Source organism: Rhodococcus sp. T9N, assembly GCF_024436645.1.
In the GTDB taxonomy this organism is placed as follows: Bacteria; Actinomycetota; Actinomycetes; order Mycobacteriales; family Mycobacteriaceae; genus Rhodococcus_F; species Rhodococcus_F qingshengii.
This window is the reverse complement of the sequence record NZ_JAMSKS010000001.1, coordinates 357,996-374,205: the sequence shown is the minus strand read 5'-3', so window position 1 is coordinate 374,205 and position 16,210 is coordinate 357,996. Positions and strand designations below refer to the sequence as shown.

The 16,210-nt window shown below is 63.0% G+C and carries 11 protein-coding genes; 7 read left to right on the top strand and 4 right to left on the bottom strand.

What is annotated here, in order from left to right; all coding sequences use genetic code 11:
* Positions 1 to 97: 97 nt before the first annotated feature.
* Both M1L53_RS01760 and M1L53_RS01755 read right to left on the bottom strand, forming a co-directional pair.
* Positions 98 to 3,493: a BTAD domain-containing putative transcriptional regulator gene (locus tag M1L53_RS01760; protein WP_083471227.1), complete on the bottom strand. Its 3,396-nt coding sequence runs from the start codon at positions 3,491 to 3,493 to the stop codon at positions 98 to 100.
* Positions 3,494 to 3,569: 76 nt separating this feature from the next.
* Positions 3,570 to 5,015 carry an MFS transporter gene (locus M1L53_RS01755; protein WP_054188287.1) on the bottom strand — a complete coding sequence of 482 codons (1,446 nt, stop codon included), beginning with the start codon at positions 5,013 to 5,015 and terminating at the stop codon, positions 3,570 to 3,572.
* A 173-nt stretch (positions 5,016 to 5,188) separates the two neighbouring features.
* Here M1L53_RS01755 and M1L53_RS01750 point away from each other — a divergent pair, with 173 nt between their 5' ends.
* The 4 genes from M1L53_RS01750 to M1L53_RS01735 all read left to right on the top strand — a co-directional run bounded on the left by M1L53_RS01750 (position 5,189) and on the right by M1L53_RS01735 (position 9,891).
* The gene (locus M1L53_RS01750; RefSeq protein ID WP_054188286.1) at positions 5,189 to 5,848 is read left to right on the top strand and encodes a response regulator; all 660 of its coding nucleotides are present in this window, start codon (positions 5,189 to 5,191) and stop codon (positions 5,846 to 5,848) included.
* Complete coding sequence (locus tag M1L53_RS01745) at positions 5,845 to 7,539, top strand: two-component system sensor protein (RefSeq protein WP_054188285.1); 1,695 nt, start codon at positions 5,845 to 5,847, stop codon at positions 7,537 to 7,539. Before M1L53_RS01750 ends, M1L53_RS01745 begins: the two co-directional genes overlap by 4 nt.
* A 74-nt stretch (positions 7,540 to 7,613) precedes the next feature.
* Positions 7,614 to 8,291, top strand: coding sequence for a GAP family protein (locus M1L53_RS01740; RefSeq protein WP_054188372.1), 678 nt, complete (start codon positions 7,614 to 7,616; stop codon positions 8,289 to 8,291).
* A gap of 25 nt (positions 8,292 to 8,316) precedes the next feature.
* Entirely contained in the window at positions 8,317 to 9,891 is a 1,575-nt protein-coding gene (locus M1L53_RS01735; RefSeq protein ID WP_030536200.1) for a carboxylesterase/lipase family protein, read from the top strand.
* 4 nt (positions 9,892 to 9,895) lie between these two features.
* On the opposite strand, the gene M1L53_RS01730 is transcribed toward M1L53_RS01735, so the two are convergent.
* The gene (locus M1L53_RS01730) at positions 9,896 to 11,854 is read right to left on the bottom strand and encodes a BTAD domain-containing putative transcriptional regulator (RefSeq protein WP_054188284.1); all 1,959 of its coding nucleotides are present in this window, start codon (positions 11,852 to 11,854) and stop codon (positions 9,896 to 9,898) included.
* A gap of 98 nt (positions 11,855 to 11,952) precedes the next feature.
* Here M1L53_RS01730 and M1L53_RS01725 point away from each other — a divergent pair, with 98 nt between their 5' ends.
* Both M1L53_RS01725 and M1L53_RS01720 read left to right on the top strand, forming a co-directional pair.
* A complete protein-coding gene (locus tag M1L53_RS01725; protein WP_003942926.1) occupies positions 11,953 to 12,831 on the top strand; it encodes an alpha/beta fold hydrolase in 879 nt (292 codons plus the stop codon).
* 71 nt (positions 12,832 to 12,902) lie between these two features.
* On the top strand, positions 12,903 to 13,388 hold the full coding sequence (locus M1L53_RS01720) for a hypothetical protein (protein ID WP_042922885.1): 486 nt from the start codon (positions 12,903 to 12,905) through the stop codon (positions 13,386 to 13,388).
* Positions 13,389 to 13,421: 33 nt separating this feature from the next.
* Here M1L53_RS01720 and M1L53_RS01715 read toward each other — a convergent pair whose 3' ends face one another.
* On the bottom strand, positions 13,422 to 14,399 hold the full coding sequence (locus M1L53_RS01715; RefSeq protein WP_003942949.1) for an ABC transporter substrate-binding protein: 978 nt from the start codon (positions 14,397 to 14,399) through the stop codon (positions 13,422 to 13,424).
* A 244-nt stretch (positions 14,400 to 14,643) separates the two neighbouring features.
* Here M1L53_RS01715 and M1L53_RS01710 point away from each other — a divergent pair, with 244 nt between their 5' ends.
* Positions 14,644 to 16,197, top strand: coding sequence for an MBL fold metallo-hydrolase (locus M1L53_RS01710; RefSeq protein ID WP_003942885.1), 1,554 nt, complete (start codon positions 14,644 to 14,646; stop codon positions 16,195 to 16,197).
* The last annotated feature ends 13 nt before the right edge of the window (positions 16,198 to 16,210 follow it).

Sequence of the window (16,210 nt, the reverse complement as noted above, 5' to 3'; positions counted from 1 at the left end):
CTTTCGGTCAAGGGAAGGATGTCCGAACAGGCTTGGGTGGTTCTTGACGTATGTATCCCAAGCGGATCCAAGTTTTATCCAAGCGCATTCTCGCAGTTCAGGGCGATGTCGATCGCGCTCGTTCAGCTACGCCCCGCATGCCGAGTGTCTCCGATTCGGCCGCCACTTCCGTCAGCTCCCGTTCACGTTCGGCGGACGGCTCTCGAAGCAGCGCCCGAAGCAGTCGACAGCGCAGCAGTGTTGGTGCTCCACCGGAGCCAGTGGCGATCTTCTCGGCCTGATCCAGGAGAGTCGATGCCTGCTCGACGTGACCGAGAAGCGCGTGCAGACGCGCGGAGGCTTCGGCGACCGAGCCCAGTTCACCGACATGGCCCACCGTTGCGATGCAGCCGGTGTATGGCGAGAGAAGGCCGATGAACGTGTCGGCGTATTCGACCAGTTCCAGATCTGCCACGACGCGTGCAAGTAGTGTCTGGTGTCCCAATGTCGTCCACGTCTGTGGCCCGCGATTGATCAGCCACTTCTTGATGCCTTCGGAAGTGGCCTCGCGCTCGCCTCGGGCGGCATCGATGGCGATGGTCCACGAATCAGGTTCCACGACACCGGGATCAGATTCTGCCAACGCACCTCGCTCCCATTCCAGAGTGTTGAACGCCAGATCTGCGCTGCCAGCCGTGTACAACTCCGTTTGCAGATGGATCTGCCTGGCCGTCTCGTACTGCCGGCGGGCTTGCGCGAAGTCTCCGTACCATTCGGCGAGAGTTGCTTCCATCCAGCGTAATTGGACCCGAACCACCGGGAGTCTCAGTAGCTCGCAGCCGATGATCCCCTGCCTGACGTGTTTGACGGCGGCATCGACATTGGCCAGATTCATCTCCGTCATGCTCGCGACGGCGTGTCCGACGACGCTGTCGACACGCGATTGTTGGTGCGGCAGTTCGAAAAGCTCGCGCAGTAGGCGCATGGACTCCGCGCTGTGCAGCGCGACTCCGGAGAAAAGCAGAATCCGTCCGAGCAGCGCGTCCGCGATCACATCCGGATCGTCGAGTTCGCGGGCGATGTCGAGAGCGCGGGCGCTCCATCGATTCGGGATCTCGGCTTCGGGGTGGTAGCAACTTCCCACCGCCAGCGCAGCAAGAACCCGTGCGTGAGCTGCCCTGTCGTTCTCGACCAAGGGCTCGACCGCCGCGAGCCGTTCGAGCAGTGGTCCCGGATCGGTACCGTAGGAAACCCACGGCCACGCACCGGCGGCCCGAAGTAATGCGCCTGCCAATCGTCCGACGGCGGAGGTCCGCCCCTCCCGAACAGCCTCGAGGAGACCGGCATTGACGACGTCGAGAACTGTCTGCCCTCGACCTGCGCGGGCGAGGGCCTCGACTCTGGCCACCAGCAGGTCGTCCCGATCGTCAGCGGATTGCTGGGACACCGGAAGTGAGTCGAATGCGCGGACAGCTGCCTCCCACCACTCGGCCGCGGTCTCCGAACTCCACCGATCGGTCGCATCCTGCGCTGCAGCCGTGCATGCCTCCAGAACGACGAGTGGATCGACCAGGGGAAGTGCCGACATCAGATGTTGCGCGCGGCGGCTCAGCCGGTCCGGATCGGAGGAATTTTCGAGCACTTCGGCAACTCGGGCATGTATCCGCTGGCGACGAAGCGTGGGTATCGCTTCGAGGACTTCGTCTCGGAGTAGGCCGTGAGCAAAGACGTAACCGCCGTTTGCCGAGTCCGCGACGATGATTCGTTCATCAGCAGCCGCGTCGAGATGGTCGGCGAGAGTGTCGACGTCGAGACGGGTGGCTGCGGCCAGCGTGTACACCTCGATGGCGTCGCCGATAACTGCGGCAACCCGAAGATCTTGCAACACTGCCGGTTCCACTGCGGCAAGCCGTCGACCGAGGACAGATCGAACGGCGACGGGGATGCCGTCGCCCAGTCGCTCGTTCCGGGGAAGCCTGGCGTACTCCGAGACGAACAGCGGGTTGCCGCCGGTTCGTTCCGCCAGGGTTCGCGCCTCCGCGTCGTCGAGCGTGTCCCCGGAGACGCACCTTGCGAGTGTTGCAACCTCGCCCTGCGCGAGCGCCGGCACAATCATGGTTCGGTTTCCTTCGCCGTGGAGTACGGCTTCTTCGAACTTGCGCACTGCCGGCCCGACTTCCGAGTCTCGGAGCGTCGACACGAACCAGACTCTGGCACTGGTCATTGCGCCGACCAGGTAGGTCAGGCAACGAAGGGACGTGGGATCGGCCCATTGAATGTCGTCGATGACGACGGTCAACAGTGCATCTTTCGCCGCAGCTTCGATGGTGGTGCGAACCCGTTCGTAGACGGCAAATCTCGCTTCGTCCGGATCGATGTCCGTCGGCGGCGTCAGTACGAAATCGGCGTCGGCTCCGAGTTCCCGAACCAGTCGGCGGATCGGCCACCACGGCGGCGTTCCGTCGTCCTCCGGGCAACGTGCCCAGACGGTGGCTCCTCGAATGGACGTTGTTCTCGACGAACACTCCTCGGCGAATCGTGTCTTGCCGATGCCGGCGGGGCCGGTCAAGATCAACCAGCGAGGTGAGCCACGGCGAACGTCGTCGAGCATCTTGTCGGCGACAATCGTCTGAGCGTCGCGCCCGACGAACAAGCGTGAGGAATCCGTCTCGGGCATCGCTGCTACGGCTGGGGGAGAAGCCGGGACCGACACTTGTTCGGCCCCCGTCCATCCCGGAGTGCGCGGCCAGGCGGCCAGGCCGGGTTCGTGGCGCAGGATCGCGCCTTGCAATGCTGTCAGCTCCCCGCCGGGCTCCAGTCCCAGCTCGGCGTCGAGCCGAGACGCGTGTAATCGAAACTGTTCCAAGGCTTCCGGTGACCTGCCCGCCCGATGCAGGGCAACCATTCGCAGCCAGCAGGTCCGGTCGCGGAACGGGTACTCGCTACAGAGTTGAGCAGCTTCGACCAGCGCGGGTGCCAGGCGCCCGAGAGCCAGAAGCGCCGTTATCCGGGTCTCCCGGCACTCGGTCCGCACTTCCTCGAAGGCTGCGGCTTCCACCTCCACCCAGTGCGCGTCGTTCAGGTCGTCCAGAAGCTGCCCCCGGACCGAGGCGAGGGCACGGTCAGCGGTCGTCAAAGCCTCCTGCCACCGTTCGTTCTCAGCGTGTTGTCGCGCCGTTTCGGCGTCGTCGAGAAAGACCGACAGATCGACGTCTGCCGGAGCGACCTCGAGGACATAGCCCGGCGATTGACGCACTATCGGTGACGCCGTACCGGTTTCGACGCGTAGCGCTCGGCGCAGGTTGGAGATATACGCCTGGATGCTTGCCATCGCACTCGCCGGTGCGTCGTCGTGCCAGAGAGCATCGATCAGCCGGTCGGTGGAGACGACGCGACCACGGTTGAGCAGTAGAACGGCAAGGACCGTTCGTTGTTTTCGAGGGCCCAGATCGATCACGTCGCTCGTCGCCGGACCCCGTGCGACCTCCAACGGCCCGAGCAGTCGATAGATCATCCGTTTCCCCTCGTACCTGCGGACGCAGGACGGTTCGATTCTAAGGAGCGAAATTCATACATGCAGGACAAAACGGTCAACTAGTTCTCGTCAACATCTGCTCGGATTCCTCGGAAAGAGTCTGGTTGACGCTGGTAGTGCGCAGCGTCGCCGCACAGACCAACGCACCGAGAGCTGCGATGAAGGCTGCGACAAACAGAGCCAACCGAAGTCCACCGACAAAGTCGTCCGGTGATCCGCCGGGCAGCATCGACTGCGCCGGAAGGAAGGCGCCGAGCACGGCAACCCCGACTGCGATGCCGGTCTGCCGGAACGCGTCGTTGATCCCTGCGGCCAATCCGGAATGGTTCGAAGTGCTTTCGCCCAGAACCAACCCACTCATGACGGGGTTGAACACCCCGGCCCCCACGCACGCGACAACAAATCCGGGAAGTATCGCGTACGGCGAACTGGTCACGTCGACGACGGTCATCATGACCAGCCCCACCGAGACGAGTAGAAGCGAGCACGTCAACGAGACCGAGACGGGGATGCGCCCGTCCAATTTCGCGGTGGCGCCCGCGACGACGAACATCGCTATCGTCGCCGGTAGATACACCAGGCCGGCGTCCACGGGAGACAGATGCAGCACGTTCTGCAGGTAGATGGTCGTGTAGACGAACACCGCGAACATGGAGGCGGAGATCGAGAACGCTGCGACCTGCGCTCCGGCGAAGGCCCGATTGGCGAGCAGATGCGGGGGCAGCATGGGCTCGGTGGTACGAAGCTCGTGCAGGGAGAAACCGATCATGGCGGCCGCGGCGATCACCGCGGCGATCATCGGCTGCGGCTCGAACCACCCATCCTCGTTACCGCGTAACAAACCGAACACCAGAGCTGCCAGGCCGGTGGACACCAGAATCTGCCCGGGCACGTCCGCGCGGCGAGGTCGAGGATCGCGTGACTCGGGAACCCACCGCACCGTCATCGCCAGTGTGATCAACCCGATCGGAACGTTGATCAAAAAGATTGCGCGCCAATCCAACAACTCGGTGAGCAACCCGCCCACCAGTGGGCCGACGGCAAACGCGCCCCCGATCGTGGCGCCGTATGCAGCCAGAGCAGTCGCGCGCTGGGGACCCTTCTCGAACACGTCCGCCAGCAAGGCAAGTGAGCAGGCGAAGAGTACGGCACCGCCGATACCCTGAGCGGCCCGCGCGAGGTCGAGCACCCAGATGTTCGGCGCCAGAGCGCAGAACAGAGATGCCGTGGTGAACCACAGAATGCCGATGATGAAAACATGGCGTCGACCCCGTCGGTCTGCCCACGATCCGGCGCTGAGAACCACCGTCGCCAATGCCAGCGTGTACGCGTCGATCACCCATTGCAGGGCGCTGACTCCGGTATCGAGATCGGATGCGATCGACGGCAGGGCGGTGTTGACGACGGCGATGTCGAGCATGAGCATTGCGGTGCTCACGCATACTGCCAGCAGAGTGGCTCGTCGTACTGCGGTGTTCTTCGGGGTGATCGGTGCGGTCATGGCCCGTCCTGATGGTCGAAGGGGTGTGTACTCGGAACACCCTGGGCTCCGACGCTTGGGACATATCGGGCGAAATGCTTGGAACCCGCATGGTTGATAACTGCCGTGTTACTCGGAATCCGTCACCACCTGCTCGGTCGAATACGCACTCTCCCAACGGTTAATCTCTGGTCATGGAGACCAGCCAGTGGGTGCGACGGGTGTTGGTGGTGGAAGACCAACCGCTGATGCGTGCGCTCGTCGGTGACACGCTCACACACGCCGGGTTCGTGGTCCATACGGCCGGATCGGCGGTCGAAGCGCTCACGGAGTTCGACGGATTCGATCCTGACCTCTTGGTCACGGACATCGACCTTGGCGTGCGGCCGAACGGCGTCGATCTCGCGAACATCGTCACCGTGAAGGCCCCGCATTGCGCGATCGTGTTCCTGACGAACTACCCCAACGCATCGACAGCGCCAGGTTCTGCGGGTGTGCCGCCGAAGTCGCTGTTCGTGGACAAGGCGGCTGTCCAGTCGGCGGATCAGTTGATCGGCGTAGTGGAGGCCGCGTTGACGGAAACCGAGCCACCGACGCTCGGGAGTGATCCGTACTCCGCCCTGTCGAGCCTCACCAGATCACAGCTCGATCTTCTGCGTTACATCTCGCTCGGCTGGTCGAACAGCGCAATCGCAGCGCATCGTGGGTCCTCGATCCGAGGTGTGGAGAAGCTCATCGCGCGCACTCTCGAGAGCCTGGGATTGACGCACGATTCGTCCACCAATCCGCGAGTGCTTGCTGCGAGTATCTTCATCCGCCATTTCGGTGTGCCCGAAGTGACCGACTCGGTGTGAACCCGCGCGAGTGGTGGCTTCGACTCGGTGATCGGAACATCGTCACCAAGTGGTCCTGGATTCTGACGCTGCCGTTCGCGGTGACCGTGATGGCCAACTACTACCTGTGTACCGGGGTGCGCGAAGTAGGCGTGATGGCAGTCGGCGCCTTCGCGACCCACTGCGTTGTCGGTGTGATGCTGCTGATGGCGAGGGCTGTTCTTGCAGCGCACCGATCGCAGCTCGCAGCCCTGGCCCTGTTCGCAATGATCGGCGCGATCCGCCCGTTCGTCCTCGACGCGATCACCCGCGCGCTCGAACTCCCCGTCGACCCCAGACCGATGCTCGTCCGGGTGGCCCTCAACGTCGTGTGCAGCGTTGTCTTCTTGTCGTTGACCGCCGTACTGGTAAGCGCTCTCCGTGACCGCCTCGCGCTGCAACGGAGTTTGAAGGTTGCCGGGGCCGCCGTCCAACTCCAACAGACCCGGGATCGATTCCGCCTCGGCCAAACCCGTGCGCAGTGTCGGCGAGAGCTCGAGCGCAGTATCGAGACGGTCATGCACGCGGTTGCTGAAACGGAACTCGAGGGAGTGCGAGGAGCAGCGCTCTTGAAGCGAATCTCGGACGACGTGGTTCGCCCGATGAGTCATCGACTGTTCCGGGAGATTCCCCCGATCGAATCACCGACGCCGACGGTGCGGCTGACGGCGAGAGATCGACTGATCGGCGTCGTACGCAGTGTTGAACCGGCGCCACTGTACGTACCGGTGTTCGCGTACACGGCACTGGTGACCGTCTACCTGCTCACGACTTACGGCGTGACGTTCACGGCGGTCCAGCTCGGCGTCGGTTTCTGGCTCTTCGTCGGTGGCAATGCGTGCGCTCGCCGAGTTGTCAGCAGCGGAGACGGCCCTCTGAGACGGATCGCGACTCTTTCTGCGGTGTACTGCGCGAGTGCGTTGATCAGCAGTACCGCGACGTGGCTGCTCCTGACGGTGTTCGGCCGTACCCCGACTTTCTATCTCTCGTCGATGGCCGTCTACCCGTTGGTTGCGCTGTCCGTCTGTCTGATCAGGGCTGCGGATACGCAGCGCCAGGACGAGGAGCATCAACTCCGCAGCGCCCTGAGCCGGCAAGCGCTCGATGCAGCTCGTATTCATGCCGAGCTCATGCACACCCGACGTGGACTGGCCAGGTTGTTGCACTCGTCGGTGCAGGGCGAACTCGTAGCGGCCGCATGGTCTTCGGGCGCCGTTGCCGGTCGCCCAGTCGATGTTGCGGCAACCATTGCCCACATTCTCGACGGCTTGGAAAGCGACCTGTCTGCGTCATCCGATCAGCCGGCTGACTCCGATGCCCGAAAGCGTATCGATGATCTTGTCACGGTGTGGCGCTACGCAATTCCGGTCGTCAGTCACGTCGACGACGAAGTCTGGGCGGTGATCGGTTCCGGCTCCGCTCGGCTCGACAGCGTGGTGGAGATCCTGTCGGAGGGACTGACCAACGCCGTGAAACACGGTGCAGGAGGGCCCGTCTTCCTCGAGGTGACACTCGCCGATGCTCGGGCGGTAGTAGTGCGGATCAGTTCGCCGGGTCGGATGCCGGTGGCACGGGACTCAGGGATCGGGCTTGAATCGCTCGCCGGTACGGTAACGTCCCTCGAACTTGTCGAAGAGGAAGACCGGGTGGTCCTCACAGCCGTGCTTCTGTGACACCGTGAGTGGCGATGTCGTGGAGGCCGAACGTTTCGCCAATGGCCGGATTGGCCGCTTGTACGGTCGCAGAAATGGAATCGATTACTGCGCAGCTCATCCCACTCGCCACCGGCGTCGTCATCAGCCCGATTCCTCTGGTTGCGATCATCGCGATCCTGCTGTCCACTCGGGCGAAGGCAAATGCATTCGCGTACACCGCGAGCATCGTGCTGGCCGCGACAGCGATCACAGCAGCGACGGCACTCTCGACCACCGGAGTGGAATCGAAGTCCAGCGGCAGCGCGCATACCGTCCAGACGGTGTTCGCCGTCGTGTTCACTGTCGGTTTTCTGGCGCTCGCGTACTCGAGTTGGCGTGGCCGTCCGAAAGACGATGCCGAGCCGGCGATGCCGTCGTGGCTGGCACAGATCGACTCGATGCAACCGGCCAAAGCTGCGGTTCTGGGACTGTTGTTGACCGTACCCAACGCGAAGAACCTGCCGCTCGAACTCAAGGCAGGTTCGATCATCGGTGGCGGGCACCTCGGCTGGGTATCAGTGGTCGCGTACTCCGTTCTGTTCGCGGTAGCGGCGTCCATCGCTTTGATCGTGCTGTCAGCATTGGCTGCCGTGCCCCCGGCGAAGGTGACCGATGCACTGAGCGCCACCAAAAGCATTCTGATCCGCCACAATGCAGCAATCATGACCGTTTTGTTCCTGATGCTGGCAGCATTGGAACTCTCGCACGTTGTCGAAGCCCTGTCGAAGTAGCAACTTGTTTTCGAGGAGAAATCGAATGACGATCACACCCAGCGAAGCGCCGGTAGTCGAGACAACGTACGGGCCGGTTCGAGGATCGACGGAAGGCTCGGTGTCGAGTTGGAAGGGGATTCGTTACGCGGCACCTCCGGTCGGTCCGCTGCGATTTCGCGCGCCGGTTCCGCCGAAGCCATGGACCGAGGTCCAGGACGCAACAGAATTCGGGCCGTGTGAGCCGCAAAGTCGACTCGCGATGATCCCGCTCGGTGAGAACGTTCCGATGGACGAAGACTGCCTGTTCCTCAACGTGTGGGCACCGGGCCCCGTCGGTTCTGATGCGCCGGGTAAACCGGTGATGGTCTGGATTCACGGCGGAGCGTATTTCCGCGGAGCGTCCAGCCAACCACTTTTCGACGCAACCACATTGGCTGAGAACGGCGACGTTGTCGTCGTCTCGATCAACTACCGCATCGGTGTGTTCGGCTTCGTCGATTTCTCGTCCTTCAATTCGAGTGAACATACCTTCGAGCCCAATGTCGCTCTCCGCGACATGATTGCAGCGCTGCAATGGGTTCAAGGCAACATCGCGGCTTTCGGTGGCGATCCCGACAAAGTGACGTTGTTCGGCGAGTCGGCAGGTGGCGGCGCGGTGACGACGCTGATGACCGTCCCGTCCGCTCGCGGCCTGTTTCATCGCGCTATTGCCGAAAGTTCGCCCGCCACTTCGGTGTACGGTAGTGAACGTGGTGAGATCGTCGCGAAGCTGTTTCTCGAGATCTTCAGCGGCGGAAGCGATCTGGGTCTGTTGCGGTCCACGTCTGCCGAAGACTTGATCGGGCCGTCAGACGAACTGTTTGCTCGCGTCCCCCAGGAGACGCCTGGCACTTTGGCGTTCGCGCCGATCGTCGACGGTGATCTGCTCCCTGACTACCCGGTGCGCGCGTTCCGTCACGGCAATGCACACCCGATTCCGCTGATCATCGGAACCAACAAGGACGAATCTTCGCTCTTCCGGATGATGAAGTCGCCGTTGATGCCGATCGATCCCGTCGTGATCACGTCGATGTTCGCGGAGATCGCCGACGAGCATCCAGGACTCGAGCTACCGGATCATTCTCAAATCGAAGGCGCGTATTCGGGACTGTCCAAGCTGGGCGCCGGTCTCGGTTTGACCCGTGACTTCGGATTCCGGCTGCCTACGTTGTGGATCGCCGAGGCGCACAGCAAGGTTGCGCCGACGTGGTTGTATCGCTTCGACTACGCGCCGCCGATGCTCAAGGCGCTGAAGATCGGTGCGACCCACGGCACCGAACTTGCCTACGTCTTCGGCAACATCAACCACGGGGCACGAGACATTACCTACAAGTTGGGTGGCTTGAGCGCGGCGCGTCATGTCTCTGAGCGCATGCAGGCGAGGTGGTTGGACTTTGCCAGAGCTGCAGGCGATTACGACGCCGGGGACGATCGCGAACTGGGTGCGGACCCGGGGTGGCCCACTTACGACACCGACACACGCTCGACACTGTTGATCGACAAACGCGATGCGGTCGTCGCTGATCTCGACCGCGAGATCCGGGAGGCGTGGGGTGAGACGGTGATTGCATTCACCTGACGGTTCAGCCCTGCTCCAATTCGGCCAGGTAGTGCGAGACGGGTCCCACGGCGAGCATTCCGCTTCCGGCGCCGGCTATTTCGGCGGCGGCAGGTAGGAGCGCCGCTCGCGCACGCTCCTTGACTCGACGGTCGCCGACTGCAGTCGCCGCTGCGGCAGTCAAGCACCACAGTGCCTCGGAGAGTAGGTCTTCGGGCGGGTCCGGCAATGCCTCGACGGCCTTCGCTGCTTCGTTCGTCTGCCCCTGTGCGATGAGCAGGTGTGGCCGGGCCCAGGGTTCGTACGGGCCCCACTGCGTGGTCGGGTCGAAAATCGCCGGCAGTCCCCGCCATACGCGGAGGGCGAGAATTGCGAGAGGGAGTATGCCGTCCGCGAGACCCGGCATGCCGGCATCGGAAAGATTGACCGCCGCAGCTTCGTACAGCTTCTCGCAGTGCGCGGCCTCCGCGCCGGCAGCGGCAGTACGCATAGCGCGAAACCAGGTGGTGAACACCGCTGCCAATGGGCGTTCGTGACGTCCGGCCAATCGATCAACCGTCTCGGCATGTAGCTCGGCTGCATCGAATTGCCCAAGGGCGCTGAGGGCTTGCATGCGGATCAGATGGCCGAGGATCTCGAAGGTAGCCAGGCCGTGTCGAATGGCGAGGTCGACCAGTTCACGGCCGATGTCGTCGCGCTCGGAGGCCAGACCGGTAGTCCAGAACGTCTGCATGAACAATCCGTTCAGAGCGAAGGCCAGGAGCCCTGGATCGTCGAGAGCGCGACCGATCTGTACTGCGGCACGGGCACATTCGAGACCGTGATGACCGGGCAGTCCGCGCGATTCGAGTGCGATTGTCGCCAACAGTCTCGCCCGAGCGGGTTCGTTGCCGGCCGGAAGTCGATCGAGAGTGCGCTGAGCGGCCTCGACGATCTGCGTAGCCTGCCGATGATCGTCGGATCGCGTCCAGATCCCGGGCACGTCGTAATTGCCGATGATCCGCGCGGTGAGTTCGACATCGTCCAATTGTTCAGCGGCGCCGATGATTGTCAGTCGTTGGTTTCGGGCAGTCTCGAGTCCGCTTCCGCCCGCAACTGCCAAACTTCGGAGGAGGCCGACGGTTGACTCCAATCTCGATTTCGATCCTGGCGCTACGGTCCGGTCGTACGCTGCCGAAACCTGACTGAAGATCTGTTCTGCCCCTACAGGATCCAGGCGGGTTTCCCGGCGGAGAATGTCGGACTCGAGGTCGTTCAGTCGTGGACCAGGGTCGATGCCCAACTCTTCGGCGAGTAACTTCCGTGCGCGACGTAGGACTGCCAGAGCATCGCCTTGACGATCGGACCGGTACAGCGCCAGAGCGAGTAGTCGCCAACCCTCCTCACGCCAAGGGTGTTCCGTCACGTGGGCATCCAGATCGGGAATCGCTTCGGCAGCTCGCCCGAGATCGAGCTGCGCGGATGCCAAGCGTTCGACGGCAGCCAGACGCAGTTCCTCCAAGCGTGATCGCTCCGTTCGGGCCCAAGGCTCGTCGGCGAACTCCGCGTAGGCCGGCCCTCTCCACAGCTGCAGCGCGGTTCGGAGCAGTTCGAGTGATTTTGCCGGCGTCGAATCCGCGGCTTCACGCACCAGTCTTTCGAATTCCCAAGCGTCGACCGCGTCGGGTGCTGCATGAAAGGCGTAACCGGGCCCTTCGGTGACAATGACTTTCGGCTTCTTTCGCGGCGCGCGATCCGGTTCGAGCGCACGCCTCAAAGCGGAAACGAACGTACGTATTGCGCTGGTAGCGCCGGACGGAGGATCGACCCAGAGGTCGTCGACAATCACGTCCACGGGAACAACACGTCCGCGGGCGACGACGAGACGAGCGAGGACCGCTCGGTGTCGTGGACCCTTCAGATCGATCTGGTGTGAAGACTCGTTCCACGCGACCACGGGTCCGAGCACTCCGAAAGCCGGGGCTTCAAATGTGTGGTCTCGCATTTCCCCACGCTATCGCGCTCATCGAACGCTCATCGACTGCGGCGAAGCTGATTGCCATCACCCCGACCTGCCATCACCCCGACTAACGAGAGCGACCGATGACTATCACCATTCCAGGCTTCGACTACCAGCAGATTTCCACAGCAGACGGAGTGCGGCTCAACGTCGCGGTCGGCGGAAGCGGAACACCACTCGTCCTCCTGCACGGCTTCCCTCAGACTCACCTCATGTGGCGTCACGTAGCCACTGCCTTGGCGTCGGATCACACTGTCATCTGCCCGGATCTACGCGGATACGGAGCCAGCGACAAACCGGTCGAGGAAAACCCGGACACCTACTCCAAACGAACAATGGCTGCCGACATCGTCGAGGTGGCCAGGAAATTGGGACACGAGAAGTTTGCCCTCGTCGGCCACGATCGTGGCGCACTGGTTGCCGTCAGAGCGGGGCTGGATCATCCGGATGTGATCACGCAACTCGGCTCGCTGGACGTGCTCCCCACCCTGGATATGTGGGACATCCTGCATGGATCGAATGCTGCTGTGGCGTTCCATCTCTATCTCATGGCTCAGCCACCTGGTCTTCCCGAGCAGATGATCAGCGCCAGCGCCGATGCGTTCTTCGAGTACTTTCTCGACGTGTGGACGCAGAACCGCGAAGCGATTCCGGTAGACGTGCGGGCGGAATACCTGCGCGCCTCACGGGAGGCGGTGCCGTCGATCGTTGCCGATTACCGGGCGTCGGCAGGCATCGACATCGAACACGATCAGTCCGATCGGGAGGCGGGCAACCAACTGCACATGCCGGTCACGGTCATTCAGCAGGACTGGGGCTCGATGCTCGGCTACGACGCCGAGGCCCTGTGGAAAGCGTGGGCGCCCGATCTCGAGCACCGCACGCTGTCCGCAGGTCACTTCATGGCAGAAGAGGCGCCTGCCGAAGTGGTCGAGGCGATCCGGACCCTACTCGAGAGGTAGTTTTGACGCTTCTCGGCTGTCGAGGTACTGGCGAGCGCATCACGTGCGTCGCGAATGGACGAGGGGGATCGATGGGTTTCTCGCTGCACTTCATGCGGGTGACGAAGGACGTGCAACTCGATGTTGATCGGGCGGCGGTCGCCGCTTTCCTCGATCAGCACGGGCTGCGCGTGGTCGAGAGCCCGTACGGAGGCGAGATCGTCGACCGTGACGACAGGGCATTGACGATCGACGGGGCCTTCTCCGACCTTCATCTCGACTCGCTCGAGCAGAGCGATCCACTCAGTGGTGGAATCTTCCACGCGACGCTGTCGCCTGCCGAGTGCGCGTTCGTCTACGACCTCTGCGCGGCGGCTGGGTTCCTGATCGTCAACCCTCAGGGTGACCCGACGTTTCTCGTTCCCCAGCGCAATCACGAGCCCGACGACGTTTCCGAGTTGGAGGACGTCGTCTGGGTCGACAGCGCCGAGGAACTGGCGCGGGCGCTCACCGGTGGTTTCCAAGCGTTCCGCGAGTTTCGGGACCGCGTGACAGGACGAGCCGCCGGTGCCGAATGATCGGGGCCCCGTCGGGTCGACGAAGGTCGGGTTCTACCGCTTGACCCCGGCCGCCAAGTCGTCGACGAGAACCTTGGCGGTCAAGGCGTATCCCGCGGCCTTGTAGTAGTCGAAGGGAATCACTCGACCAGCCTGCGCGGCGGGCAGACGCTGCCACGTCGGCGAGGTGTACACGCTGCCGGAGGCGCTGCGATCCAAGGCGAAGATGACGTCGGCTTCTTCGAGACGGTTGAACTGCTCCGATCCGAGCATCACGCGAAGGTCGGGGCCTTCACGGAGCACCTCGAATCCCAGGTCCTCGGCGACGGCGGTGCGGAAATCGTTCTGGAACCACGCGATCTGATCCTCCGCGGCGGCGACGAAGGCAACCTTCTTGCCGGCCATCAGCGGTTCGACGGTCGGGCGGACCTGAGCTACATGGGCGTCGTACTCGGCGAGTACTTCTTCGGCGCGATCGCTGCGCCCGATGCCGGTGAGGAAGTCCGACATGACCTTCCGCCACTCCGGGGTGAAGTCCTTGCCGACGGGCAGGACCGGTGCGATCTGCTGCATCCGGTCGTTGCCGTACGACCCGGTGTCCCACCAGCCGGCGCTGAGGACGAGAAGGTCTGCGCCGAGAGTCGAGATGTATTCGAAGTTGGGATCGGAAGCACCTTCGGCGAAGATCTCGACACCCGTGGCATCCGGGACCTCACGGCGTAGGTGTTCGGCTGCGCCGGTCGGGTAGGCGGTCACCGGGTATCCGGCGAGGATCGACAATTCGAGGCCGTCCCGCGGGTCGAGGGCAACGACGTTCTGCGGGTCCGTCGGAATGATCAGCTTCTCGTCGCCGCGCGTGAACTCGAAGGTCTCCGCGTTCTCGGGCGTCGAACTTTCCGTGCTGCCGCAGGCGGCGAGAAACGCGGCCGCAGCGACGCCCGCGCCGACGCCGAAGAAACCGCGTCGCGTCAGGTTGTCCACGATCGCCCAGTAGTCGCGATCGGTCGTGGAGGGAGAAAGGAGTCGAGTCATGCTTGTTAGGTTAGCCTTAGGGGCTGTCTTCGGGAATGCTGAAACAGCTCCCGCGAACGCCAAGAAATACGGCGAACACGCCAGCACAGAGAGTGTTGTCCGCGTCACCGGCAGGTCTGATTCACAACCCACTTTCGACCTCTGACGTGCATGACGTCACAACCGGCCGCCTCCTCGATCGCGATTTGGCCCTGATCGCGCCGACTATGCTGAGTTGACCAGCAGTACGATTTCGGAGGTTGCAATGCAGATCACCAGCGTCGGCCACGCAGGATTTCACATCCAGACCGAGGCCGGATCCATCCTGTGTGATCCATGGGTGACCCCGACGTATTTTGCGTCCTGGGTGCCGTTCCCCGACAACACAGAGTTGGACTGGGACGCGCTGGGCAACTGCGACTACCTCTACGTCTCGCACCTGCACAAGGACCACTTCGATCCGAAGAATCTGATCGCGCACGTCAACAAGGACGCCACAGTCCTGCTCCCCGATTACCCGGTGCCGGACCTCAAGCGTGAACTCGAGAAGCTCGGCTTCCACAAGTTCTTCGAGACGGAAGACTCCGTCAAGCACACCGTCAGCGGTCCCAAGGGCGATCTCGACATCATGATCATCGCTCTGCGCGCTCCCGCGGACGGTCCGATCGGTGACTCGGGCCTCGTCGTCTCGGACGGGGAAACCACCTGTTTCAACATGAACGACGCCAGGCCCGTCGACCTGGACCCGCTGACCGACGCCTTCGGGAAGGTCGACATCCATCTGCTGCAGTACTCGGGCGCGATCTGGTACCCGATGGTCTACGACATCCCGAAGGGCACCAAGCGCAACTTCGGCAAGCAGAAGCGTCAGCGCGGCATGGACCGCTGCCGCAACTACATCTCCCAGGTCGACGCTGCCTGGGTTGTCCCGTCGGCCGGCCCGCCGGTCTTCCTCGACGACGACCTGCGTTACCTCAACGACGATCACGGCGACGAGGGAAACATCTTCCCCGACCAGATCACGTTCCTCGAGCAGATGCGCATCAACGGCAACGATCGTGGTCTGCTGATGATCCCCGGCTCGGCCGTCGAACTTCGCGGAAGCGAGAAGGTCGCGCTGACGCATCCCATCCCGGACGCAGACGTCGACAAGATCTTCTCCAACAAGGCCGAGTACATCGAGAAGATGGCGCAGAAGATGGCACCGGTCATCGCCGCGCAGAAGGCCACGTGGGCTCCGGCCGAAGGCGAGCCGCTGCTCGACGGTCTCAAGGCCAAGTTCGAGCCGATCATGGCTCAGTCCGATCTGATCTGCGACGGAATCGGCTACCCCGTCGGACTCGTGATGGGAGAGGAGACGGTCGTCCTCGACTTCCCGAAGCGGATCGTTCGTGAGCCCATCGACGGAGAAGGTAAGTACCGCTACGGCTTCCGCATCGCTCCCGAACTGGTTCGCACCGTTCTGCGTGACGACGAGCCCGACTGGGTCAACACCATCTTCCTGTCGACACGCTTCACGGCGTGGCGCATCGGTGGGTACAACGAATTCCTCTACACGTTCTTCAAGTGCCTCACCGACGAGCGCATCGCGTACGCCGACGGCTGGTTCGCCGAGGCCCACGACGACAGCGCGTCTATCGAGTTGGGCGGGTACGAGATTCAGCGTCGTTGCCCCCACCTCAAGGCTGACCTGTCGAAGTTCGGTGTCGTCGACGGCACCAACCTCACCTGCGATCTGCACGGCTGGCAGTGGGATCTCGAGACCGGCCGCTGCAAGACGTCCAAGGGCCACGAGCTGCGCACCAGCAAGCTGAGCTGAACCGAGCTCGTCG

What these genes read in the sequence shown, in the direction of transcription:
- M1L53_RS01760 (WP_083471227.1), bottom strand. Translation starts at nt 3,493, where the DNA reads ATGATCTATCGACTGCTCGGGCCGTTGGAGGTCGCACGGGGTCCGGCG.
- M1L53_RS01755 (WP_054188287.1), bottom strand. Translation starts at nt 5,015, where the DNA reads ATGACCGCACCGATCACCCCGAAGAACACCGCAGTACGACGAGCCACT.
- M1L53_RS01750 (WP_054188286.1), top strand. Translation starts at nt 5,189, where the DNA reads ATGGAGACCAGCCAGTGGGTGCGACGGGTGTTGGTGGTGGAAGACCAA.
- M1L53_RS01740 (WP_054188372.1), top strand. Translation starts at nt 7,614, where the DNA reads ATGGAATCGATTACTGCGCAGCTCATCCCACTCGCCACCGGCGTCGTC.
- M1L53_RS01735 (WP_030536200.1), top strand. Translation starts at nt 8,317, where the DNA reads ATGACGATCACACCCAGCGAAGCGCCGGTAGTCGAGACAACGTACGGG.
- M1L53_RS01730 (WP_054188284.1), bottom strand. Translation starts at nt 11,854, where the DNA reads ATGCGAGACCACACATTTGAAGCCCCGGCTTTCGGAGTGCTCGGACCC.
- M1L53_RS01725 (WP_003942926.1), top strand. Translation starts at nt 11,953, where the DNA reads ATGACTATCACCATTCCAGGCTTCGACTACCAGCAGATTTCCACAGCA.
- M1L53_RS01720 (WP_042922885.1), top strand. Translation starts at nt 12,903, where the DNA reads ATGGGTTTCTCGCTGCACTTCATGCGGGTGACGAAGGACGTGCAACTC.
- M1L53_RS01715 (WP_003942949.1), bottom strand. Translation starts at nt 14,399, where the DNA reads ATGACTCGACTCCTTTCTCCCTCCACGACCGATCGCGACTACTGGGCG.
- M1L53_RS01710 (WP_003942885.1), top strand. Translation starts at nt 14,644, where the DNA reads ATGCAGATCACCAGCGTCGGCCACGCAGGATTTCACATCCAGACCGAG.